This window comes from Bacillus sp. NPDC093026 (genome assembly GCF_044754665.1).
Classification (GTDB): domain Bacteria; phylum Bacillota; class Bacilli; order Bacillales; family Bacillaceae; genus Bacillus; species Bacillus maqinnsis.
In genome coordinates this window covers 396,931-420,934 of the sequence record NZ_JBIVPN010000002.1, presented here as the reverse complement: position 1 = coordinate 420,934, position 24,004 = coordinate 396,931, and the positions used below count along the sequence as shown (strand labels likewise).

General features: G+C 39.7%; 24 protein-coding genes. 3 read left to right on the top strand and 21 right to left on the bottom strand.

The annotated features are described in order from the left end of the window. Window positions 1–15: 15 nt before the first annotated feature. From flgM to degS, 8 genes are all read right to left on the bottom strand, one after another. Window positions 16–279 (bottom strand): flagellar biosynthesis anti-sigma factor FlgM, encoded by a 264-nt coding sequence (gene flgM / locus ACIQCE_RS07045; protein WP_353854438.1) that lies wholly within the window; start codon window positions 277–279, stop codon window positions 16–18. 79 nt (window positions 280–358) lie between these two features. Next, window positions 359–778, bottom strand: a complete 420-nt coding sequence (locus tag ACIQCE_RS07040) for a TIGR03826 family flagellar region protein (RefSeq protein WP_400494168.1) — start codon at window positions 776–778, stop codon at window positions 359–361. A 56-nt stretch (window positions 779–834) separates the two neighbouring features. Beyond that, window positions 835–1,521, bottom strand: coding sequence for a ComFC family protein (locus ACIQCE_RS07035; RefSeq protein WP_400494166.1), 687 nt, complete (start codon window positions 1,519–1,521; stop codon window positions 835–837). After that, window positions 1,502–1,813, bottom strand: coding sequence for a late competence development ComFB family protein (locus ACIQCE_RS07030; protein WP_400494165.1), 312 nt, complete (start codon window positions 1,811–1,813; stop codon window positions 1,502–1,504). The genes ACIQCE_RS07035 and ACIQCE_RS07030 overlap by 20 nt, the downstream gene beginning before the upstream one ends. Before the next feature lie 48 nt (window positions 1,814–1,861). Beyond that, entirely contained in the window at window positions 1,862–3,256 is a 1,395-nt protein-coding gene (locus ACIQCE_RS07025) for an ATP-dependent helicase ComFA (protein WP_400494163.1), read from the bottom strand. A gap of 119 nt (window positions 3,257–3,375) precedes the next feature. Next, window positions 3,376–4,218: a DegV family protein gene (locus ACIQCE_RS07020; protein WP_400494162.1), complete on the bottom strand. Its 843-nt coding sequence runs from the start codon at window positions 4,216–4,218 to the stop codon at window positions 3,376–3,378. 212 nt (window positions 4,219–4,430) lie between these two features. Next, on the bottom strand, window positions 4,431–5,120 hold the full coding sequence (degU, locus tag ACIQCE_RS07015; RefSeq protein WP_008348273.1) for a two-component system response regulator DegU: 690 nt from the start codon (window positions 5,118–5,120) through the stop codon (window positions 4,431–4,433). A gap of 64 nt (window positions 5,121–5,184) precedes the next feature. After that, complete coding sequence (gene degS, locus ACIQCE_RS07010) at window positions 5,185–6,360, bottom strand: two-component sensor histidine kinase DegS (RefSeq protein WP_353854433.1); 1,176 nt, start codon at window positions 6,358–6,360, stop codon at window positions 5,185–5,187. A gap of 221 nt (window positions 6,361–6,581) precedes the next feature. Between degS and ACIQCE_RS07005 the strand changes: the two genes are divergently transcribed. Next, window positions 6,582–7,250 (top strand): YigZ family protein, encoded by a 669-nt coding sequence (locus ACIQCE_RS07005; RefSeq protein ID WP_400494161.1) that lies wholly within the window; start codon window positions 6,582–6,584, stop codon window positions 7,248–7,250. Next, entirely contained in the window at window positions 7,235–8,323 is a 1,089-nt protein-coding gene (locus tag ACIQCE_RS07000) for an LCP family protein (RefSeq protein WP_400494160.1), read from the top strand. The genes ACIQCE_RS07005 and ACIQCE_RS07000 overlap by 16 nt, the downstream gene beginning before the upstream one ends. Window positions 8,324–8,359: 36 nt before the next feature. Here the strand turns inward: ACIQCE_RS07000 and ACIQCE_RS06995 are convergent, their stop codons facing one another. The 10 genes from ACIQCE_RS06995 to ACIQCE_RS06950 form a co-directional block, all read right to left on the bottom strand. Further along, on the bottom strand, window positions 8,360–9,427 hold the full coding sequence (locus ACIQCE_RS06995) for a glycosyltransferase family 4 protein (RefSeq protein WP_400494158.1): 1,068 nt from the start codon (window positions 9,425–9,427) through the stop codon (window positions 8,360–8,362). A gap of 136 nt (window positions 9,428–9,563) precedes the next feature. Further along, on the bottom strand, window positions 9,564–10,760 hold the full coding sequence (gene tuaH / locus ACIQCE_RS06990; RefSeq protein ID WP_400494157.1) for a teichuronic acid biosynthesis protein TuaH: 1,197 nt from the start codon (window positions 10,758–10,760) through the stop codon (window positions 9,564–9,566). A gap of 16 nt (window positions 10,761–10,776) precedes the next feature. Then, window positions 10,777–11,532: a teichuronic acid biosynthesis protein TuaG gene (gene tuaG / locus ACIQCE_RS06985; RefSeq protein ID WP_353854428.1), complete on the bottom strand. Its 756-nt coding sequence runs from the start codon at window positions 11,530–11,532 to the stop codon at window positions 10,777–10,779. A 27-nt stretch (window positions 11,533–11,559) separates the two neighbouring features. Further along, complete coding sequence (tuaF, locus tag ACIQCE_RS06980; protein ID WP_400494156.1) at window positions 11,560–12,237, bottom strand: teichuronic acid biosynthesis protein TuaF; 678 nt, start codon at window positions 12,235–12,237, stop codon at window positions 11,560–11,562. 72 nt (window positions 12,238–12,309) lie between these two features. Further along, entirely contained in the window at window positions 12,310–13,767 is a 1,458-nt protein-coding gene (gene tuaE, locus ACIQCE_RS06975; RefSeq protein ID WP_400494155.1) for a teichuronic acid biosynthesis protein TuaE, read from the bottom strand. Between the two features lie 39 nt (window positions 13,768–13,806). Continuing rightward, on the bottom strand, window positions 13,807–14,736 hold the full coding sequence (locus tag ACIQCE_RS06970; RefSeq protein ID WP_400494154.1) for an NAD-dependent epimerase/dehydratase family protein: 930 nt from the start codon (window positions 14,734–14,736) through the stop codon (window positions 13,807–13,809). Window positions 14,737–14,750: 14 nt separating this feature from the next. Continuing rightward, entirely contained in the window at window positions 14,751–16,088 is a 1,338-nt protein-coding gene (gene tuaD, locus ACIQCE_RS06965; protein WP_400494153.1) for a UDP-glucose 6-dehydrogenase TuaD, read from the bottom strand. Between the two features lie 75 nt (window positions 16,089–16,163). After that, on the bottom strand, window positions 16,164–17,348 hold the full coding sequence (tuaC, locus tag ACIQCE_RS06960; protein WP_400494152.1) for a teichuronic acid biosynthesis protein TuaC: 1,185 nt from the start codon (window positions 17,346–17,348) through the stop codon (window positions 16,164–16,166). Beyond that, complete coding sequence (tuaB, locus tag ACIQCE_RS06955) at window positions 17,345–18,796, bottom strand: teichuronic acid biosynthesis protein TuaB (protein WP_400494151.1); 1,452 nt, start codon at window positions 18,794–18,796, stop codon at window positions 17,345–17,347. The genes tuaC and tuaB overlap by 4 nt, the downstream gene beginning before the upstream one ends. 18 nt (window positions 18,797–18,814) lie before the next feature. Continuing rightward, window positions 18,815–19,474: a sugar transferase gene (locus tag ACIQCE_RS06950; protein ID WP_353854421.1), complete on the bottom strand. Its 660-nt coding sequence runs from the start codon at window positions 19,472–19,474 to the stop codon at window positions 18,815–18,817. 247 nt (window positions 19,475–19,721) lie between these two features. On the opposite strand from ACIQCE_RS06950, the gene ACIQCE_RS06945 reads away from it, so the two are divergent. Then, window positions 19,722–20,021: a transposase gene (locus tag ACIQCE_RS06945; protein ID WP_400494150.1), complete on the top strand. Its 300-nt coding sequence runs from the start codon at window positions 19,722–19,724 to the stop codon at window positions 20,019–20,021. Window positions 20,022–20,165: 144 nt separating this feature from the next. Here the strand turns inward: ACIQCE_RS06945 and ACIQCE_RS06940 are convergent, their stop codons facing one another. The 3 genes from ACIQCE_RS06940 to ACIQCE_RS06930 all read right to left on the bottom strand — a co-directional run bounded on the left by ACIQCE_RS06940 (window position 20,166) and on the right by ACIQCE_RS06930 (window position 23,996). Continuing rightward, window positions 20,166–20,747 (bottom strand): hypothetical protein, encoded by a 582-nt coding sequence (locus tag ACIQCE_RS06940; protein WP_400494149.1) that lies wholly within the window; start codon window positions 20,745–20,747, stop codon window positions 20,166–20,168. 128 nt (window positions 20,748–20,875) lie between these two features. Next, a complete protein-coding gene (locus ACIQCE_RS06935) occupies window positions 20,876–22,372 on the bottom strand; it encodes an N-acetylmuramoyl-L-alanine amidase (protein WP_400494147.1) in 1,497 nt (498 codons plus the stop codon). Between the two features lie 130 nt (window positions 22,373–22,502). Further along, a complete protein-coding gene (locus ACIQCE_RS06930; RefSeq protein WP_400494145.1) occupies window positions 22,503–23,996 on the bottom strand; it encodes an N-acetylmuramoyl-L-alanine amidase in 1,494 nt (497 codons plus the stop codon). Between the last annotated feature and the right edge of the window lie 8 nt (window positions 23,997–24,004).

Genomic DNA, 24,004 nt, shown 5'->3' with positions numbered 1-24,004 from the left:
ACGCTACTCCTTTTATTATTGTTGTTTATAAAAATTCAGCATTTTATCAGCGATGCCTTTTGTATCAACTTGATATGTCCCAGCTTCAATGCTTTTTTTAATTTGCTCTATTTTTTCTTGGCGTTCTTTCATTAAATTTGGCACCTTTTGCATTTCGATTGCCTTTTTAGAAATTTCTACTTTATCGGTTGTTTTTGGTTGATTCGATTGCAACGTTTGTTTCTCATATGTTTTCTTGTAAGGATTTACTGGTTGTGTTCCATATCGATTAATTTTCACGGGATTCCTCTCGCTTTCCGTTACAGTCTATCTTGATTCTATCTATTTTATCGACCAAACTGCAACTTAGTTTAGGGAATCAGTCATTTTTAGGATTAATGGCATAATAGGTGTCTTTTTTCCTGGATTCGATCTCCTTTTTACGCGCCTCTTCTTGGTTCATTTGACTGATTTGAGAATGAATATCCTGTTCACATTGGCTGCATAGCTTGTTTTTCCTAATCGGTTTGCCACATCTTTCACAAGGATAGTTGATATTCGGAAATTGACTAATTTGAAGTCTTTTCAATCGAATAAATTTTAAAATTAATTCCTCAGCTACTTCTGTTGCTTCTACTATTTCAGCAATTGTCGATTGTCTATTACTTTGCTTCCGCAAGAATTTATAAACGATATCAAATGAACGCTCTTCTTCTTCAAAGCACTTGTTACAAACCGTTTGGATGGTCGTTTTCAAAAATAACTGATTACACTGTGGACAGTTTGCCAATTGATTCATAACCAAAACCCCTTACGTTATATTCTTCTATTATTATCGGTTGATTATCATTATTTTTAACTGCGAATAAACGTAAAAGAGGAAACACTTTTCGCACCTGAATTTTTTAAAATTCTTGCCGCATCATAGATTGTAGCACCCGTTGTATAGATGTCATCAATTAATATAACATTCCTTCTAACTATCGTATCCGGTTGCTCCAAACGAAATAACCCAGTTTGATATAAACGTTCATTCTTACTCTTCTTAGACTGCTTACTTTGATGACTCTTAACGAGTGGCTGAGTCATAGGCGCACCAAGTAAGGAAGCCAGCACAACAGATTGATTGAATCCTCTTTCCTTTAATCTCTCTTTACTTAAAGGAATTGGAATTAGTAAATGGTCTTTCATTGAAAACGAGCGCTTAAATGCTGCTTGAACATCTTGCTTAAACAGCTCAGCTAAAGCAGTATCACCTCGAAATTTGAAACGAGCCAGAATGTCTTTCATAAAATCGTTATAAGCATAAACAGACCTATTTTTCACAAGAACTTCAGTAGAATCAGCTCTTTCATTCCAACGGATACAATCTTGGCATAATTGATCACTTGTCTGTGCTCTTCCGCATTTGGGACAAATAGGACCATGAATCTTCTCCAGATGATTTATACATGCCAGACATATACAGTCTTGATCTGATAGCAGTAAAGATTTCCATGTAAAAGCAGTTACAAAATGCCCGTCACAGATTGGACAAATCAATTAATCTCTCCCTATTCGCCGCTCGTTGAATGGCGCATCTCGGATAAGCTGTTACTTTTGAGACCGCTCCTATAAGAATGGCCAGTATAGTTGTATTTTTTTGTTTATCCACCATCTCCGATTTACTGTAAGATATCTTGTCTATGTCTGTTATATATTGTGGTTTTACTTGATTTAATGAAATGGCTAATACATCTTCTAGACATTTTTCACAATGACAAATCATATTTAATTGGTTGAGATATTGATAGAGTGATTCTTTTAGTCGTATTTCTTTTGCATTGAAAAGCATATCTCTCTCTCCTACCATTTGTGTATTGTGAATATAAAGTACCATGATTTAGTTGATCCCACACTTTTTTTCAGATAACTCGCTCATAGCCGTTTGATTCATTTGTACAATATGCTTCTTAGCTTGTTTCATATTTCTCGTTACACCAAAATGAAAAAAAGAAACATCTCCCTTAGAATATTGAGGATGCCTACCTGCTCTTCCAGCAATTTGAACAAGTGCACTTTCTGTAAAAATAGCAGATTCTGCACCTAATACACCCACCTGAACATTTTGAATGGTCACACCTCTTTCCAGAATAGTCGTTGTAACAAGTACATCGTATGCATACTCTCTAAATCGTTTGACTTTTAATTTTCTATCTTGATCGTCAGCAGAAACACCCTCTACATTTAAGTGAAGCCCTAGAAGAATAATCGTTGCCTCCTTCATCATGGCGATCGAAGGAACAAAAAGTAAAATTCTTCTCTTTTCTTTGATATGATGTTGTATCCACTTCGTCACAACAGACGGCAACTGCTTCTTTTTTATCTTCTTTTTCCACTGCCCTATCCATTTAAAAGACGGGACAGGCAAAGGTTGTTGATGGAAACGAAGAGGAATCTTCACAGCTTCTAATTGTCCATTAGAAACGTCTCTTTTCATGTTTCGGGATGGTGTGGCACTTAAATATATCTTGACCCCTTTTTCACGAATGGCCTTTTTTACAGCAAACTGGAGACGCTCATCTATTGAATAAGGAAATGCATCAACTTCATCTATGATTATGACATCAAAAGCATCCTTGTATCTAAGAAGCTGATGTGTTGTAGTGATCATAAGTGGCGCTAATTGAAATCTCTCAGGACTCCCACCATAAAGCACAGCGATATTCAATCCTTGAAATACTGTTCTAATCCGCGGTTCGAGTTCAAGTACAACATCTGTTCTCGGCGTTGCGATACATACTCGCCGACCTATATTTAACGCATACTCAATCCCATGAAAAAGAACCTCTGTTTTCCCTGCTCCACAAACAGCCCAAACTAATAAGTCAGACCTGCTTTTTATTGCTTCAATGATCTTTTCAGATGCTCTTCTTTGCCCTTTAGACAACTCTCCTTTCCATGTTAATGTTGCTTGGAATGTTTCATCACAATTCGGACCAACCCATTCATAAAGAACATTGCATTCTGTTGCTTTTCCCATCATGATACATGATCTGCAGTACACACATTCTTTTTTACAATTTTCACATGGTGAGAAGGCAAAATATCGCTTATTTGACACACCGCACCGGCAACATCTAAAACCGTTCGACCCAATCTCAATAGCGGGAGTCCATTTTATTAAGCCCTGTTCCTCCAGCCAATCAAGACTGAGCTGTGAGCAGCGACATTCAAAAGTAAGCAGATGTCTCGATTGTAGTTGCTGTCTAAGTTCCATTGCTTTACTCATATTCATTTCAAACAAACACCTTTCAATTGATGTTTGCCTATTATGTACGAAGACTTGCCCTTTCGTCCAACTACAAAAATGGAAAAACAAATCCCCTTTTCTAATAGAAAAGAGGATTTTTAAATCTACCTTATTACCCAGCCAAGACCAATTGATCCTTCGCCTAGATGAGTACCAATAACAGCACCAAAGTAGCTTTTATAAAATTCTACATGAGGATATTTCGCTGATAAATGCGCAACCAATTCATCTGCTTCTTCATCTCTATTTGCATGGATAATTGCTGCTCTCATAGGGACTCCACGACTTGCATCTTCATCAAATAATTCCAAAATACGCAAAATGGCTTTTTTACGTGTACGAATCTTTTCAAAAGGTACAATTCGCTTATTGTCAAAATGAAGAATAGGCTTTACCTTTAAGAGACTTCCAATAAAGGCTTGCGCACCATTTAGTCTGCCGCCTCTTTGCAAATGAGTTAAGTCGTCTACCATAAAATAAGCTCGTTCATTTTCTTTCAGTTGATTTAAGTGTGCAATGACCTCTTCGGGGAAAGCTCCTTCTTGAATTTTTTCAGCCGCTTCTAATGCATAAAAGCCCTGAACCATGCAGCTGGTTTCCGAATCAAAAGGGTAAATGTCAATCCCTTCAACCATATCGTTCGCTGCGACTGCACTATGATAGGTTCCGCTGATTGCGCTTGAAAGATGGATACTAATGACAGCATCGTAAGTCTTACTCAGCTTTTCATATAAGTCTACTAATTCACCAAAAGCGGGCTGAGAGGTTGTGGGAAGATCTTTATGTTTTTTTACTTCTTCATAATACGTCTTCCAGTCCATCTCTATTTCTTCTCGATACGATTCGCTACCAAAGATAACATGAAGGGGAATCATATGTATTTGATGTGCGTCACGTAGTTCTTGCGGTATATAAGCAGTACTGTCTGTTACAACGGCTATTTTCATTCTTAAATACCTTCCTTATCCGTTACTGTTTTCCAATTTTAAAAAAACACCTTTGGTTTTCATTAGATTTATAATAGTAATCAAAAAAGCTTGCCTAATCAATAGGCAAGCCATTTTCTCCGCAAAAGACTCCTTGTATCGCAAATACCTTCTCACAATTAAACGACGTGAGAAAACCGAAACAGTCGAAAAAGGAGTGCTTGTCCGGAATATTATCTCATTTCTACCCAGCCGTTTTTAATAGCCACTACAACAGCTTGTGTACGGTCATTTACATTCATCTTTTGTAAAATGTTACTCACGTGATTTTTCACTGTTTTCTCACTAATAAAGAGCGATTCACCGATTCCTCTGTTGCTCTTACCATCAGCTAACATTTGGAGTACTTCACATTCACGTCTTGTTAAGATGTGCAATGGTCTACGAATCTCCGGATATACCTCATGCTGAGGATGTGCGGAAACACCACTAGTTGCCAAGCGCCGGAATTCATTTACTAGATTATGAGTTACTTTCGGATGTAAATAAGAACCTCCGTCAGCTACTACTTTAACAGCTTCAATGAGTGTATCTGCATCCATTTCTTTTAACAGGTAGCCTCTTGCCCCTGTTTTTAATGCATGTGTTACATAGTTTTCATCGTCATGAATAGATAGAATAATGACTTTTGATTCGGGATAAAGCTCAACTAGCTGCTTTGTAGCCTCTACTCCATTTACATTCGGCATATTAATGTCCATAATGACTACATCCGGATGATAATGCTCTACGATACGTGCAGCTTCGTCACCATCGTCTCCTTCTGCAACTACTTCAAAAGTCGGTTCAAAATCTAAAATCCGTTTGACACCTTCACGGAATAATTGGTGGTCATCGATAATTACAATATTTACTTTAGTCACAAGCTACGCCTCCCCATGTTTATTGTTCTACACCTGATCTTTATGGTCAATATGTCTTTTGGCTCTATTTTACAATTTTATTTTGTAATGTTAATGGCACTCTAATCATGATGAATGTCCCTAGACCTATTTTTGAGTCAATCGTCATTTTACCTTCTAGTAAGTCTACGCGTTCTTTCATGCCAAGTAAACCAAACGATTTGTTTTTGTTCGTTTTGACATCTTTCATATCAAAACCTTTTCCATCGTCTTTGATAATTAATGTGGCAAAGTCTTTCGTTACTTCTACTTTTACAGAGATTTCCTCTGCCTCAGAGTGTTTTAAAGAATTTGTTACAGCTTCTTGAGCTAGTCTAAAAAGTGCCACCTCGAATTGAGAAGGAATTCGTTCACTTTCTGTATCACCAATGCATTGGAATGTAATCTTTGTTTTCCCATCATACTCTTCAATTGTGTTTAAGTATTTTCTTAATGTTGGAATGAGACCTAAATCATCTAGAGCCATCGGTCTTAAATCATAAATGATTCTTCTCACTTCGTACAGTGCATTTCGAACATTTTGTCTAAGACTTCTAATTTCCTTAAAGCCTTCCTCTGTACCGCGGTCTCTAAAAATCCGTTCTATTAATTCAGAACGCATCATCACGTTTGCAAGCATTTGTGCAGGACCGTCATGAATTTCCCTTGAGACTCTTTTGCGTTCTTCTTCTTGGGCTTCAATAATTCTTAGACCAAAATCTTGTTTTGCTTGGGCATCTTCAAGCAAAACGCCCACTTGACGCAAATCTTGATTGAGATAGTTGAGAACGACAGTGATTTGACTGACAAGTGTTTCAGAGCGTTCGATAACGTCTTGTAAGCTTAATAATCGTCTTTCAAGATCGTCTCTTCTTTCTCTTAACTGTTTTTCACGCTGCTGTATCATGGTGAGTTCTACTTGAAGATTATGTGCTTTTTCGTAAGCTTCTCTAATTTCATCTTCGCTGAATTTGTTGAAATTCCTGCTGACCTCAGATAAACGGTTTCTGGCATGCCTCGTATGGACTTCTAGTTTATCCCCAAAGTCGATCACTTCGTTCACTTGCTGCTTGATTTGCTTGAGCTCTTCTACTAGGCTTTCATATTGCTGACGGGACTGCTCGCCTATTCTAAATACTTCGTCCTTGCTGTCATCCACTGTACTTAGCATTTTCATGATGATTGAATCCAACAGTTTCGGATCCATTTTTGCTGTTGTCATGGATTTTCCCTCCCGTAACAGTGATGTCATCTTTTTTTATTATAAATGTCATTGATCTGCATTTTATGTCGAATTATAATGAAAGAATGCGTATAAATCATGAAGTTTTTATGACAACCCTTTTTTCGCTCCCTTCATCATAACAAAATACGCTGTAAAATTCTAAAACCAATGCAAATTTTCTCTAGACTTACAATTTACTAGTCAGGAGGGTATGTCTTTTGCTGAATCGCTATCTTACAGTAAAAAGTCGTGGCGAGCATGAGATCGTCATTGAAAAATCACGTTTTATTTGTCATATACAACGTGCTGTCTCAGAAGAAGAAGCACAAGCATTTATACAGTCCATTAAAAAACAACATTGGAATGCCACACATAATTGTTCAGCTTATCTCATTGGTGAAAATGACATGATTCAAAAGGCAAATGATGATGGTGAACCAAGCGGTACTGCCGGTGTGCCAATGCTTGAGGTGTTAAAAAAACGTAAGCTTAAAGATACAGTCGTTGTTGTGACTCGTTATTTCGGCGGTATTAAACTAGGTGCCGGCGGCTTGATCCGCGCATACGGAAAATCTGTATCTGAAGCATTAAATCACGTCGGTATTGTTGAGCGTTGTTTAATGCGTACAATGCACACAACAATAGATTATACATGGCTAGGAAAGGTAGAGAATGAGCTTAGAGCCTCATCTTTTCAGCTAAAAGAGATACATTATGCAAAAGACGTTATTTTCGAGACTTATGTAGAAGAACCGCAAACAAATTATTTTATTGAATGGATGACAGAGCTTACAAATGGAAAGAGTGTTACAAAGGAAGGCGAACTTACTTATTTAGAAAAGGACATTGGTTCGATAAAGGAGACAGATGAATGGCACAACGAGTAAGAGTGCGCGTACGAAAGAAAAAGAGCAAGAAAAAAAGGATTTTCAAACGTATTTTGGTTTTATTTTTGCTTCTTTTCATCTGCCTAGGCGGATTTGCAGTATATAAAATCGTCAATACACTTCAAGCTGCTGACAAAACATATGATGAACTAAATCGCGGTGAAAAATCTAAGCTCCGTGACGCTGTTATTGATATTAAGAAAAAACCTTTTTCTGTTCTATTTGTTGGAATTGAGGATTATGCTACAAACAACGAACATGGTCGTTCAGATTCACTCATAGTTGCAACAATCAACCCTCAGGATAAAACCATGAAGATGGTCAGTATTCCTCGTGATACACGGGTACAGCTTGCAAGTGACCCAACAGGAAAGAAAGTAAAGATCAATGCAGCCTTCGCTAAAGGTGGAAAAGACGAAACGATTGAAACTGTCGAACAATTCTTGCATATTCCAATCGACAAATATGCAACCGTGGATTTTGACGGCTTCAAAGATGTCATTGATGAGGTTGGAGGAATTAATGTAGATGTTCCATTTGACTTCAATGAAAAAAGTGACGTCAAAAAATCAAAAAAGATTTATTTTAAAAAAGGAATGATGCATTTAAACGGGGAAGAAGCACTGGCTTACGCTCGTATGAGAAAACAGGACCCACGTGGTGATTTCGGGCGTAACGATCGTCAGAAACAAATTTTACGTGCAATGATCGATCAAATGTCGAAGCCAAATAACATTGCTAATGTGGATAATATCGCAAAAGAAGTGAGCGATCATATCACAACCAACTTCCGTATCACAGAGGGACTTGCTCTTCAGCAAATCTACAGTGGTTTCAAAGGAGACGACACAGAAACACTCTCAATTAAAGGAACTGACCTTTATTTAGGACCAAATCGAACGTACTTCTTTGAGCCAGATCAAACCAATTTGGCCAAAGTGCAAAATGAGTTAAGAGCCCATTTGAAGCTGCCTGCTGAACCATCAACTGAAACAAATTCACAGACTGATTCTTTTGGTGAAACAGGAACAACGGATTCAACGACTTCTCGTACAAATTCATCGACACAATGATGAAACAGCCCGCTTCCTATGAAACGGGCTGTTTTTTTAGTTTCTTTTGACCATGCGTTTATAAAATTTCGTAAAAGGTTTGAACTCTTCGTTGACCAAACCAGTGATTTCTGCAATCACTTGCATAAACATGACAAGTAAAAAAATGATAATCAGCGACAACCAAATGGTGGCACTTGATAGCAGAATCGCACTTATGCTGAAGACCAAGCCAATCATGTAAATCACAATGACAGCCATTCGATGAGACAAACCAAAAGCCATCAGTCTGTGATGAATGTGAGATTTATCAGGGGCCGAAATCGGCTGTTTATTCAATATTCTTCTAATGATCGCAAAGGTTGTATCAAAAATCGGCACACCTAAAATAATCACAGGAACAACAACACTAAATAAAGTGACACTTTTGTATAAACCTAAAAGCGACAGCACTGAAATCATATACCCTAAAAATAACGAACCTGTATCCCCCATAAAAATCTTTGCAGGATGAAAATTATAAAAAAGAAAACCAATTGTACTGCCAATGACAACAAGTGATAAGGAAAGGATCAGTACTTTGTCAGCAGAAAATGCCATTACTGCAATGGTCGTTAAACCGATAACGGAAATACCGGCAGCAAGTCCATCCAAACCGTCAATTAAATTAATCGCATTTGTAATACCGACAATCCATAACACAGTCAGAGGATACGCCATCCACCCTAGCTCTAGTCTGTCTGTTAAAAAAGGAACAGAGAAAAAGTCCATTTTTAAACCCGTGCTTACAATCAAACAAGCAACGAGTACTTGTACTAAAAATTTGAATTTTGCACTTAAATTATATTTATCATCAAATATACCTAAAATGACGATGAGTACGGCACCAACTGAAATAGCTGTAATTTTATTATGTAGAAACAGCCCGCCTGCTAATGATCCAGCCACTACTCCAATAAAAATTGCCAAACCACCCATTCTAGGCATCACTTTATCATGAACTTTTCGTTTATTCGGCTGGTCCACTGCACCAATCTTAATTGCAAACTTTTTGACGATTGGTGTCACAATTAAAACTGTAGCTAGAGAGACAAAAAACGCTAATAAGGCGCGTTCGTAATCCATAGTTCAGTCTCCTTCTAAATTGAAATCTGTATTTTGTATATTGGCCGCTCTTTTCATTATACAATTGAATATAGGATGATCACAAGCTCCTCCCATGAAGAAGGAACAAATAAAAACGCACAATCCCTGAATGGAATTATGCGTTTTCTTTAATATTCGTTAATTCCACCATGTTTGTGAACAGCGCATGCCAATCTTTTTTCTTTGCTCGGCTTTGTCTTAGATGTCGATAGGTTATATCGTCTTTTTTGCTGATCACTTTCAGGCAGGCTTCTACAAAGGCAGCAGGATCTTCGCCATCTAAATATTCATACACATCATTTTCTTTTAGCCTTTCCGTTGACGGAAGATTTAAACCGACAACAGGTATTCCTGCAGCTAAAAATTCATATAGTTTTAACGGAAAAACAGCTTTATTATAAGGAGACTGTTTATACGGCATCATGCCTACATCAATCAGTTGCATATAGGCAGGCACTTCTTCTGGAGCAACAGCCCCTGTCCAAATGACATTGGGCAATTTGAGCGCATGCCGAAAAGATGGATCTCCATTTGTTCCATCCGGACCGACAAATAAAAATGTCCAATCTGGCTGCATGTGTGCAGCTTGCTCAATCAATTCAAAATCGAGCTTCGGCTTAATTCCTCCGATAAAGCCAAGAACCGTTCCTTTTCTTCCCTCTAACACATCTTCTTTACTAGGTAGATTATTTTTAGCAAATACATCGTACTCCACACCATTTTCTACCGTGAACACATCTTTCGGTTCGCCCATCAGCCGCTTTTTGATTTGATCATGTAAATACTGCGAAGAGCATGTAATGCTGTGCGCATATTTAATAATTCGATTCTCTGCTTTCACAATGACACGCTGTCTCATATAAGACAGGATGTTGTTTTTGCCACTAATTGGCTCTCCCCAAAGATCACTACAATCGTACACAATATGTTTCCATTCAAATAATGAAGATAAGAGCGGAAAGCCAGGGAAGGTATACCATAGACAAACAGATACTCCCTTTTTTTCCTCCTGTCTCAAGTGATCGAGAAGAGGGGAAAGTTTATGAATATAAAATATATCTTGATATCGACCGAAACGAAAAAGTTTGCTCTTGAGCACATCAGAGATCGTGAATTGCTTCATTCGATCTGTTATGGGTTGAAAGGATTCTGTATGCCGGGCTTTAGACGGACATACCCAAATGACTTCTTTTGTTTCTGGATCAGAAGCTAGAAATTCTGCTAAGCGATGCCGCCTATATCTCAGACCATCCTGTCCCCATTCTCCTGTCGCTACGATAACATGTATGATCGAGTCTGCTTTCACCTTCATCACCTTTTTTCTTTGTTTATAAGCGCTTCTTCACCGCATTAGTGGCATAGTGCATAAAACACCAAGACGCTTTGACAAAATGAAGTTGCTCAATTTCTCTGTAGACAAACCAAGTTTTTTTAGCTGCTTTCCATTTGTTACTAGAGATTGAGTTTCCAACAATGCGATATTCACTTAGCGGTTCACTCATTCCATAAGCCGTAAACCCTCTTTTTAAAATAGACAGCCATGTCGCCAAATCTTGTCTTGTTCGAATGTTCGGCATTTCAATAAGACCCACTTGTTCACGATCCAGCATCACAGTCAAACAACCGATAATTGTATTTTTCAACGCTTCATTGTAATTCAACTGGCTAGGTGCAGTGACTGTTTTTTGTAATGGTTCTCCATTTTCTGCAATGACGTCATACGCTGTGAATGTGAATGCATGACCATTTGACAGCATAAAGTTTACTTGTTTCTCGAGTTTCGTCTTTTTCCATTTATCATCGCTGTCTAAAAAGGCGATAAAGCGTCCTTTTGCCTGCTTGATTGCTGCATTTCTAGCAATGGCGGCCCCGCCATTTTCCTCTAAATAAATGACGTTGATTCTGTCATCCATTTGACTTAATTCCTCTAAAAGCTTCCTTGTTCCATCTGTTGAACAGTCATCAGCAATGATCATCTCCCAATTTGAATAGGTTTGAGCAAGGACGGAATGAACTGTTTCCGTTAAATAACGTTCCGCATTATACGCCGGTGTAATGATTGATACTAACGGTTGTTTGTTCACCTAAGACTCATCTCCAGTTCTTCATCATTAAGATTCTTTGAACAATTCGGGTAATACAGCAAACAACAATGAGATGCTAAAGCCGATGACAAGTCCAAGCAATGCACGCTTTTTCGCTGACATGCCCTTGTTGCCTTCATCAAGTAACTGAGCTGGGTCGACAATCTTTGCCTGTTTCATTCCGAGCTTCGTAGACTCCAATTCATATAAGAATCGTTCTTTATCTACCTTGGAGTCATTACTGACAGGCTCATCTTCAAGAGCGGATAATCTTTTTTCAATGACTTGCTGTCTTTTTGTAAATAAGATTTTGTCTTGTTTTAAAAACGTATCAGACATCTGCTTCACAACAGCAAGCGCACGATCATATTCGGCATCTGTAAACGATAGTTGTAATTGAGTATCTGATTGATTGGTGAGTATGAGGCGGCTTTTCACATCTTGCCTTTCCTCTTCTTTTACATCACCGAGTGCTTGTTTGAGAAACGCATCGCTTTTTAATAGAGACATCACTTCTTCCATGTTGTTATACACTGCATCGTCGTATTTACCAAGTGTAAGAGTGACAGATGCGGTATAACTCGACTGTTCCAGTGTCCCTTTTGCGAAAAAGAAACCAAAAGCTGCTAATAACACAGGCAGCAAAATCATCCATACGATGTGCTTTCTGATTCGCTTACCTACTCTTAAAATGAAACCAGACATGTTCATTCTCCCAACATTTGCGTATTTGCCTTTTTTCTAGTGTTGCCATACAAGCCGTTCATCACACATATTTTACCAATACCTTAAACGCTGTTTATTTTTCAACATATTCACCGCTGCAATCACGAGCCCTAAAAACACCCAGTGAAAATATAGATTCGAGACGGAACTTGGACTGATACTTGATACAAGAAAACTAAGCATGGCAGCAAATAAACCTTCAATGATCATTTTTGCTGATCTTGTATCTGCCATTTGGTATTGTTTGTAAAGTGTCACCATGAGATAGGCGTACACTGAGATATAGCCAAGCATCATCGCAAATCCGAAGTTCGTCATGATCTCTAACAGCCAATTGTGCACTTCAACGACTTGATCTGTATCAAAGATCGAAAAGTGGGCTAAGTAATACGAAACATTTCCCGCACCTACCCCGAAGCCATATGAATTTGCGAAGAAATGCCATGCATTTTTAATTAAATTCGCTCTAGCGATGTTGGACGGGAGTGGTTCACTAAAAGAATGTGCCACTTGTGAAGCAAGAAACAAATCATAAAAGACGGAATAAATCTTGGCTGAAAAGACAGCGATAAAGACCACACCGAGTCCGCATAGTGCCACGAGAGACCACTTTTTCAAAAGGCGCGGCATGAGTAGCCACACATAGACAGCAACTCCCGCAAATACTCCCAGTAAGCTGGCACGTGATTCGGTTAATAAAATGAGATAAAGAGCTGAGATCGCACCCAATAAACCAAATGCTTTGACATATCCGTTTTTCATTTGACGCATGCAGGCAAAATATAAGAAAAAACTGATAGATAAAAACGTCGCAAAGTCATTTTGATTAAAGAAAACGGATGTGGGATAGTGCTGTTTATACACTGGGCCAAGATACAATGATGTATTCGGCAAATGGTTTAAGGTAAAGTGGTTATAGAACCCGATCCCCATGACAAATACTGTCATCATTAGCCAGATGGTATAAAATGTCACGAGCTGATCCATACGTTGGATGTACATGACAACGATAAAGACAAAGCCCATCCCCATTGCTAAAAGAGACATATACTTTAAGCCATCTGTGACTGAATGAGCCCACAGCAGTGAGAGGAGCCCATAAAGAAACCATGCAGCGAAAAACCCGAGAATACCTTTCACTCGAATATTCTGCCACTGCGATATGTATGTCCCCTTCTCTCTCATCCGCCAAATAAATAAGGCAAAGACTAAGATGAGCATCATGCGATAAAGAAAAAGACTAAAGAAACCGACACTTATTGAAAAGAATGCATTATTGAGAAAGGTGAATGCAATGAGAAGATAAATGGCTGACATCCATATTTGTTCACCATTCATGTATCGTTTGATCAAGACAGCAACTATCGCCAATATGACAAGTAGAATAGGAATTGCCATCATCTTCTTTAACCCAATGGGCTGCATAGATGCTGTTTGTACAAGCCATATCCCTGCAACTAAAAGAATACATCCAATCATGATTTGCCATGCTGTTTGTTTCACACTCATACCTGTTTCCCTCCTAAGCCATCCATCCGATTTGAGGGATTAAGCCTTTACTTCCTGTTCATAGTAGGAGATGGTACGAGCCAAACCTTCTTGTAAAGAAACGACAGGCTCCCATGCTAAGACTTGTTTTGTTTCCTCATTCGCCAATGTACTGTGCACAATATCTCCCGCACGCTGTGGCTTGTAAATCGGTTCAAGATGAGATCTCGTTACACGCTTCATCGTTTGAAACAGCTCATTTACTGTGATGGAATGACCACATGAGATATTTAAACAAACGTTTGATTTGGCTGTTAAAGCCGCTACATTTGCTGCTGCGAGATCACCTACATAAATAAAATCTCTTGTTTGTTCCCCGTCTCCAAAAATGTATGGCGCCTCATGTTTTGCAAACTTGTCAGCAAAAATAGAGACAACACCGCCTTCGCCAAGAGCATCTTGGCGCGGACCGTACACATTGCTGTATCGCAAAATACAATAATCTACATCATAGAGCGATTTCGCCATTTCTAAGTATCGTTCAACCGTTAACTTTGATAAACCGTAGGGCGAACTTGGCTGCAATCGATGGGCTGTATCAACTGGAAGATAAAGAGGATCTCCATAGACAGCTGCCGATGAGGCGAACACCACTTTCTCGACACCTATTTCAGCAGCTGCTTTTATGACGTGAAGAGAGCCTTTTATGTTGACTCCCTCGTCATATACGAAATCTTCCACTGATACTGCTACACTTACTTGTGCTGCAAGGTGAATGATATAATCCGGGGCCATTTGTTTTATCACATCTATCGTTTCAGGATTTGTTATATCTGCCTCAATGCATTGAACGGGAAGATGTGCAATGTTTTGCTGAGATCCTGTTGAAAAGTTATCAAGCACGATGGGCTCGTAACCTTTTTCTATTAATGTCTCAACCGTATGTGAACCAATAAATCCGCTGCCCCCAGTAACCAATACTTTCTTCATCCAAGCTCCCCCTATTATTGTGCCTTAGATACCAATTCTGCTTCCCATACGCCTGGGCGGCCAATAGACTGGTAAATAAATCCTCTTTCTTTCATTTCTGCTGGTTCAAACAAATTCCTTCCGTCAATTAAAATTGGTGATCGAAGAAGTTGCTTGATTTGCTCTTTATCCATCTTTTTCACTTCATCCCATTCCGTTAAGATGAGACAAGCATCTGTATCTTTGACTGTTTCATAGAGATCGTTGCTAAAGACTGCCTGCGGACCAAGCTCTCTTTCGGCTTCCACATAAGCAATCGGATCATAGGCTTTCACAAAAGCACCAAGCTCTCTCAGCATTGGGATAATATCTAATGCCGGAGCTGATCGTATATCGTTTGTATTTGGTTTAAATGCGAGCCCTAATACGGAAATGGTTTTTCCTTTAATATCACCGAACACACTCATTAGTTTGCTGACAAGGTGTGCTCTTTGGTTGTTATTTGTTTCGATAACGGATTCTATCAGCTTGAACCGATAGCCCGCTGTCTCTGCTATTTTGAGAAGAGCCATTGTGTCTTTCGGGAAGCAAGAACCCCCAAAGCCAATGCCTGCCTTTAAAAATTTATGCCCGATGCGACTGTCTAATCCAACACCTTCGCTGACTTTTTCAACGTCTGCACCTACTCGCTCACAAATGTTTGCGATGTCATTGATGAACGAGATTTTCGTCGCGAGCATGGCATTTGCGGCATATTTGATCATCTCTGCGCTTTCTAAATTGGTTTCAACTATCTCGGTTTGAAATGGTTCATGCAATTTTTTAATGATATTCGATGCATGAGTGCTCGTAGATCCGATGACTGCCCGCTCCATATTCATTGTGTCACGAATCGCAGAGCCCTCACGAAGGAACTCTGGATTTGATACAACATCAAAAGGATATTTACTACGTGATGCCTTTTCTACGATGGCTTTGACAAGACGCCCTGTTCCAACAGGTACTGTACTTTTATTGACAATCACTTTGTAACCATTTAGGTGTTCACCAACTGTTTGAGCGACCGTTTTCACAAAAGTTAAATCAGCTTCCCCCTGTGCTGTCATTGGTGTTCCGACTGCAATATAGATAATCTCTGATTCTCGAATCGCAGCTGGAATATCTGTAGTAAAGCACAGTTTGCCTTCTTCCGTATTCTTCTCAATTAATTCCTTTAAGCCCGGCTCATAAATCGGAACGATACCACTTTTAAGGCTGTTGATTTTCGTTTCATCTATGTCACAGCATATGACGCGATTTCCTATATCAGCAAAACATGTACCCGATACTAATCCGACATATCCTGTTCCAATCACAGCAATTTTCTTCAACATTCTTCATCCTCTCAGTAAAAGCATATTGACCGTTCCAAACTGTTTATCTATTAGTCTTTGCACAATTCATCATGTTTAAACAATGGATATTGATCGATTCAGCACATCTTGATATTGTTCAATGAGGTGCTGGACATTTTGTGATGATGAGTATTGCGTATGAACGATTTGATACAGATCGTTCTTCACTTGCTCAGTCCATTTATTTTCATAAAGGTAGGCATGAATGGCCTCTTTTAGCTGACTCGTTGAACGCGGCTCAATGAGCAGGTGTTGATATGTGGAAAATAATGATGTGAGACCACCAACTCTTGTTGCAATGACAGGCACTTTTAAGGCTAGCGCCTCAAGCACAACTGTCGGCATTCCCTCACTGTAGGAAGGAAGAGCCAATAGATCGGCTGCCATTAAGTAATCCTTCACCTTTTCATTCGGCACTTGTCCGGGAAGCAAAATGGATGAACCTGCCCGTTCAGTCAGTTCCTTTGCAATTGGACCCTTTCCCACAAAGACCGCCTTCACACCACTCATCCCACTGACAGCATCAGCTAGTTCAAATAGCCCTTTTTCTTTGACTAAGCGGCCAACAAACACCACCAGTTTGTCGTGAAGAGGCAAACCTAACTGCCTCCTTATTTCTTCTTTCTTCTCTCGCTTATCGGAAAATGACTTGAGCGAGATACCAAGTGGAAGGAATTGAGCGTCCACCTTCGTCATTTCCTTTGTCTTTTCTGCAAGCTCCTGACTCACTGTGAATACAGCAGATGCCTGTTTCACCGCTGTCTCAAAGGCTTTGAAAGCCCCTTTGCTATAATGCGGATACACGTTAACATCACTGCCATGCAAGGTAAGAACATATGGGATTTGTGTCTCCTCTTGAATGACAGCGGCAGCTCCTCCTGACGGCATGGAAAAGTGCGCGTGTATGAAATCAGGAGATAGCTGATGACGCTGAATCGTATGAAGTACAGCAGCCGCTATTCGTTTACTCGGCTGAGCCCATTTCAGTTGACCAGGCAATGCTGTATACGGTGGTCTGTAAACGGTCACGCCACCTCTCAATTCCTGTTCTGGCACTTCTCTTTTCTGGCGATAGGATGCCTTTAGCATCCTTAAAATGGGCGGATTCACTGGATTGGGACAAATGACTGTCACTTCTATTCCTTGCTTGAGAAGCTCCTGCACTTGTGTTTCGTGAAATACACCCTCACTCGGATTCCTCTCACTTGGATATACACTTGTCAGCCATAGAACCTTCATGACGAACGACCTCTTCTCAATAGTTTGCCTGCAATCCGTGGATACATTTTTAAAAACAGCAGGCTATATAAAGCAGCGCTTAAAAAAACGGTCAGTATTAATTGAATTAGGCTATTTGCAAGAGTCAGCTTTAACCCTTGATGAACAGCAAATGCACATACAGCCATTAATAGCGTCATCACAGTAGGCTTTATGAGCGATTTCATGTACACCTTCAATTCAAGCTGGATGACATGGGCCATGAGCCACCTCCCAACAAGAAAATTCAGTAAGCTGACACCTGAATAAATCCATGCCACTGTGACTAGATTGCCTGACCTTACTCCTGCATATAACGCACATCCATATACAATGAGCATACCCGTATCCCAATAAAAGGCTAAATCCGCCCTTCCCTTTGCAAGAAGAATGGAACCGTTTGGATTCATCAACACACGAAGAAGACCTACGATACATAAAATATTTAGGACAGGAACAGCCACTAGCCATCTCTCTCCAAACACGACTTCTATAAAGCTATCTGATACGGCAACAAGACCGATTAATAATGGAAAACTAATGAGTGCTAGCATATTCGTCATACTCAGAAAACCTTCACGTAGCACCGAGTGGTCACGCTGACTTTTTGAAAACACAGGAAATGCCACTCTCGTCACAATCGGATTAATTTTCAGCACGGGTATCGTCACAATTTGATAAGCCAAGCTATAAATACCTAACGCCTCTGCCCCAAGAAACCGGCCAATTAAAATCATGTCAATGTTAGAGCCTGCTCGATTGACAAGTCTAGACGCCAACTGAAAGGCACCGAACGAGAAAAATTCTTTCACTTCCCCTAATGCAAAGACCGGTGATGGATGCCACTTTTTCCAATAAGCCGCTGCATATAATAGACCTTTTCCTGATTGCAAAACCACTTGAGACATGACATAAGCGACGATTGGATTGATTAAAAAGGCAAGCACGAGCAAAACAACTAGCGATAAAAGATTCGCAAAGGTTTCAATTGTACTTAATGTCTTAAACGCTAAGTCTTTTTGCAGCATGTACTGATATTGCTGACCGATTGGCGCAATCAGAAACATAATAGATAATAGTTTGAGTAGACCTTCTAGTTCATGTCGAGAATAAAAGGCGGCAATGATCGGGCTTACAAGGATGAGTAGACAAAACAATACGACCCCTGTTAATAAGTTCATCCAATATAATGTAGATAACTGGCGATCAGTTGCTTGTTCCTTTTGGATAATCGCCGCTCCGATTCCTAAGTCAAGTAAAATCTGCGTAAATATTGTGACAGTTGTGATCATGCCAACGAGTCCAAATTCTTTGAGCGACATCACATTTCCTAAAAAGGCGAACTGTCCGATTTGGATGAGGGTAATGATCACCGCGGACAAGCTTGTCCATTTCGCACCACTTAACATGCGATTTTTTATACTTGCCATTTCTCTTCCCTACTTTACTTATCTGGCTCCGTCTCCAGTCATAATGACTTTTAACGTTTTTACCATAATCTTCGTGTCGAGAGAAAATGTCAAGTTTTGAATATACTGTAAGTCGTATGATAATTTTTCACTTGGACTCATTTCATATCCTCCATTTACCTGCGCAAGACCTGTCAGACCTGGCTTGACCGCCAGCCTTTTTGTAAAACCTGGAATGGTTCGATTAAATTCTGCGGTAAACATAGGTCTTTCCGGTCTTGGCCCGACAATACTCATTTCTCCTTTTAACACGTTGATAAATTGTGGTAGCTCATCAATTCTTGTTTTTCGAATGAAGGCTCCAATTTTTGTGATACGTGGATCATTTTTTTGTGCCCATTTCGCCCCACCGCTTTCTGCATCGGTTCTCATTGATCTAAGCTTCCATAATTTAAAGTAAACACCGTCTTTCCCGACCCTTTCCTGCATATAAAAGGCTGGCCCTGGTGTTTCTAACTTAATTAAAAGGGCGAAAAGCAAAATGATTGGCGTACTCAAAATCAATCCGATGAACGAGAAAACTAAATCTATGAAACGCTTTGCAAATAAATAGCGAACCATATGTTCTGTTAAGGCAAAAGAGTGATTTCGTCTCACTTCAAATTCTCTGTAAAGATTCATCGCTTTTTCTGCGCTCACTGACCTGCACCTCACCATTCAAATAGTTGTTGTGTAAAGAGATGTTCTATGAAAGTCAGTTTATCAGAGCAACATTAAGCAAATGTAAATGCGTTGTTAAGTCTTGTAAAAGTGTGTTAAGAATGTGCACGTATATCAAAATTATGCCCTTTTGTACGTAAAAAAGACCCGCAATTCTAGTATGATTCTCTCTTACTTAGACAATGGAAAAACTCTTGGATACACGGATAGGTGGAGGGGGTTTTTCATGGCGCAAAAAGAACAACAGTTTCAGTACGATACGAAAGAATTTAAAATGAAGGCTGTCAAACTGTATTTAGAAGGAAATAAAAGCTATCACACGTTATCTGAAGAATTAGGTGTTCGAAGTTCAGCCCAGCTCAAAAAATGGGTGAAAACATACCGTGAGGGCAAGTCTTTTGAAGATCAAAGAGGAAAAAATACAAAGGCAGACAATCCTTTTATTGGATACCTTAAGACAACGCTTAAAAGTCTGGAGGGAGAACAAGATGAATTAAAGGAACAGGTTGAAGGACAAGCTCATTGAAAAGACATTCAATTCTATTATCACGATAAAAAAATGAAACCAGTGCGCTCCGGTATTGTATCTGAGCGCACTGGTTGCTATAGGCTTTTTATGTTTGTCTCACTTTATGCGGGCAGTCCCGTTTCCCATTCCAAGGTACTTTTTTTATTTTGCCTTCACTGATTCTATTGTTTTCAGTCTAAGTGTTCCGTTTGCATCTTTTGTATACGTGACTTTCACTTTTGATTCCTCTTTTAAGTTATTCACTTGTTTAGAGAAAGTATTGCCAAATTGAATGGCTACTTCTTTCCCGTTAATGTTCACTGCAATTGTATGTCCATCAGCCAAACCGACATATGTGCCTTCCTTGGTGACTTCATTTTTCTTATTTGTTGTGGATTCTTTTTTCGTTTTAGACTCTGATTTTGATTGATTGTTGGTTGTTTCTTCTTTCTTGATTTCTTTACTTGAGCTTTCTTTTGAGTCGTCATTGGATTGACCTGATTGGTCTTCCGTTTGAGCAGTCGTCTCTTTGCTTTGATCGTCTGCTTTTTCATTAGCTGACTTCTCTTCATTTGTTTGATCTGATCCGTTTTTTTCCTTCTGATCAGTGGCTTCAGATGTTTCTTTTTTGCTGCGGTTAGTAGTACTGTCGTTTGATTGATTTGTTGTGCCGCATGCTGTAAGCAGTACACCTAGAAGCAAAATAAGAAACGGCATCGTGATTAATTTTTTCAATATTGTCACCTCTTCATGATTTGTCGATTTGCTGTCGATGGCAGGTAAACATGTAAAAAATCCACCTTATGTTTCAATTATAACAAAAATAACCTGAAATGAAATATAATTTTAACTTGACATACGAAGCACCATTTTCATTTTGACCCAAAATAAGTTGATACGCCATTCGCAATTCCAGATGCCAGCTGTAATTTGTTCGTCGAGGATTTTAACACGTTGGCGTCAATTGGACTTGTGACAAAGCCAGTCTCCAGCAATACACTTGGCATTCTGGAATATTTAATAACATAGAAACCTGCTGTTTTTACGCCTCGATCTTTTGTGCCAAGTGCATTGACCATCCTTGGTTGAATTCTCTGCGCTAGCTTTAAGCTGTCTGTTGCGGCGTATGAGGTATCATAATACGTTTCTGTTCCATTCGCACTGCTGTTATCGTTCGCATTTGCATGAATGCTAATGAACACATCTGCATTGGCATTCGCTCCCTTTTTCACACGTGTTTGAAGAGAATCAAATGTATCAGATGTTCTTGACATGGCAGTAAGAGCACCAGCTTGATTTAACTTCGTTTGTAGTTTTAATCCTACTTCTAAATTGACGTTTTTTTCGAGCAAACCATTCCCTATCGCCCCAGCATCCTGTGCACCATGACCTGGATCGATGAAAATCGTTTGACCTAAAACTGGATTTTTTAGCTGTGAGATGACATTTGTGCTAACTGTTGATGTACCACCTAACACATGAAATGTCGATATCTTTTTAGCCCCTATGATACTTCTTGTTGCGTTTGGCACCGTTTGATCGTTCGTGAGAAGAAGCGTTTGCCCCTGCTTGGCCGCAATGCTTGCAGCGGCTGCGGCATCCGCATAGGCATAGCCATTACTCATATACGTATGACTTGTCTTCAGTGGATATGTCTTAGCTATTCGAGCTGCAACCTCATAGCGATTGGCTCCGCTGATTCTTGTTGGCGAAGGAAGTTGACCATAGGCCGTTTTGTTGACACTGGATTCCCCACCGATCACAATGGTTCGTTTCACCGCTCTATTTTTTAATAAATTTGCCGTTTCATGACGAAGCCCTTGCTCATCTGTTAATAAAATGGGATATCCTTGTTTTGCTGCATATGGTGCAATCGCCACTGCATCTGCATAGGCAGAACCGTTAACGATGACAGCTCCATCAGCACTTTTCATTCGCTTTGCAATGTGAAGAGCCAAATCATAGCGATTCTTTCCAGTAATACGTGATACTGATAGATTCATGGCTTTTAGCTGCGTCACAACTTTCTCAGAAACACTCGCTGTTCCGCCAAGTATGATGACACGGTTCGTTTTCAATTGCTGAAGGCCTGTCCTAGTGGCTCCTGAAAGACTGCCGGCATTCGTTAATAGGACGGGGGCATCTTGTTGATAGGCAAAAGGGACAGCACTTACTGCATCTGCGTATGCATCTTTCCCTACAAGAAGAACTGTAGAAGCAGTAGACCAGCCTTTTTTCGCTGTATTCACCGCCACTTCATAACGATTGTTCCCATCAATTCTTATCGCCGTATTTTGAGCAAATACAGGTGGTGTATACAAGCATAACACGATGACAGTAAGTAAGAGCCATTTGATTTCAAAACGCATGAAGTCACCCTCCTTAGAATGGACCCTTCAGACCTTAGAACCAACTTCAATGAACACTTTACAAAAAAAGCTGCCGAGAGACTTTCTCGAACAGCCTAAGAGGAGTATCTCAGGCACTCCTCATTTTTTCTTATCTAAAGTAGCCTGAAACGCCGCTTGAAATAGCAGCCGCTAATTTATCTTTATAGGTGGCGGATTTCAAAATATTTGAATCAACAGGGCTGGAAACAAAACCTGTTTCGAGCAAGACACTCGGCATCTTAGAATATTTGATGACATAGAAGCCAGCGGTTTTTACACCGCGGTCTCTCGTGCCGAGCGCACTGACCATTTTTGGCTGAATGTTTTGCGCCAGCTTCAAACTGTTTGCAGCCGCATATGTTTTGTCATAATACGTTTCTGTTCCATTTGCACTGCTGTTATCGTTTGAGTTTGCATGGACACTAATAAAGATATCTGCTTTTGCATTCGCACCCTTGTTCACACGTGTTTGGAGACTGTCAAATGTATCTGAAGTTCTAGACATCGTTGTGATGGCACCAGCATTTTTCAGCTTAGTATTCAGGCGCTTCGCAACATCTAAGTTCAAATTCTTTTCATATAATCCATATCCAACAGCACCTGAATCTTGTGCACCGTGACCTGGGTCAATGAAGACTTTTTTTCCGACTACAGGGTTTTTCAATTGAGATACGACGGTTGGAGTCACTGTATTTGTACTGCCTACTACAGTGAATTTTGTGATTTTCTTGCTACTAATCGTCGATCTTGTTACTTTTGGTAAAGTCTTCTCATTTGTAAGAAGAAGTGCTTTGTTTTGTTTTGCTGCAATCCCTGCTGCAGAAGATGAAGTGGCATAGCCAAATCCTCTTGATACATAGGTATTATTCGTACTCATATTATACTTCTTGACAATATTCGCAGCCACGTCATAACGGGTAGAGCCTTTAATTCGCGTTGGAGATTTCAACTGATTGTAAGCTGCTTTTGTGACATGATTCTCTCCGCCTACCACAATCGTTTGTTTCACATTGCTTGCTTTTGCTACAGAAGCGATTTCAGAACGAAGTCCCTTTTTATCTGTATATAGGATCGGAAATCCTTTTTGGGCAGCCACAGGTGCAATGGCGATCCCATGTGCATAAAATGAACCTTCAACGATCACTACACCTGCAGGGGTTTTCATTTTTTTGGCGATATTTGCCGATAACTCATATCGGTTTTTTCCTGAAATACGTTGTGTTGAGATGCCCATTTTCTTTAATTGATTGACGACGTTGTTAGACACACTAGATGTGCTTCCTAAAACGATGACAGTCTTTGTTTTTAATGACGTTAATCCTTTTTTCGTATCAGCCGAAAGACTATCGCTGTTTGTATAAAGAACTGGTGCATTTTTTTGGTAAGCAAGTGGAATTCCAGCAGTTGCATTTGCATATGCTGTTTTCCCTACTAACACTACTGTACTAGCAGTTCCCCAACCTTTTTTCGCTACATTCACCGCTACAGCATATCGACTCCCACCATCTATTCGTGAGACTGAATTGTCCGCTGACGCAGTTGGAACTATAACGAAAAGTGCGATAAGGCTGAGGATGACTGTTTTCAACATTGATCGCTTCATCTAAATCC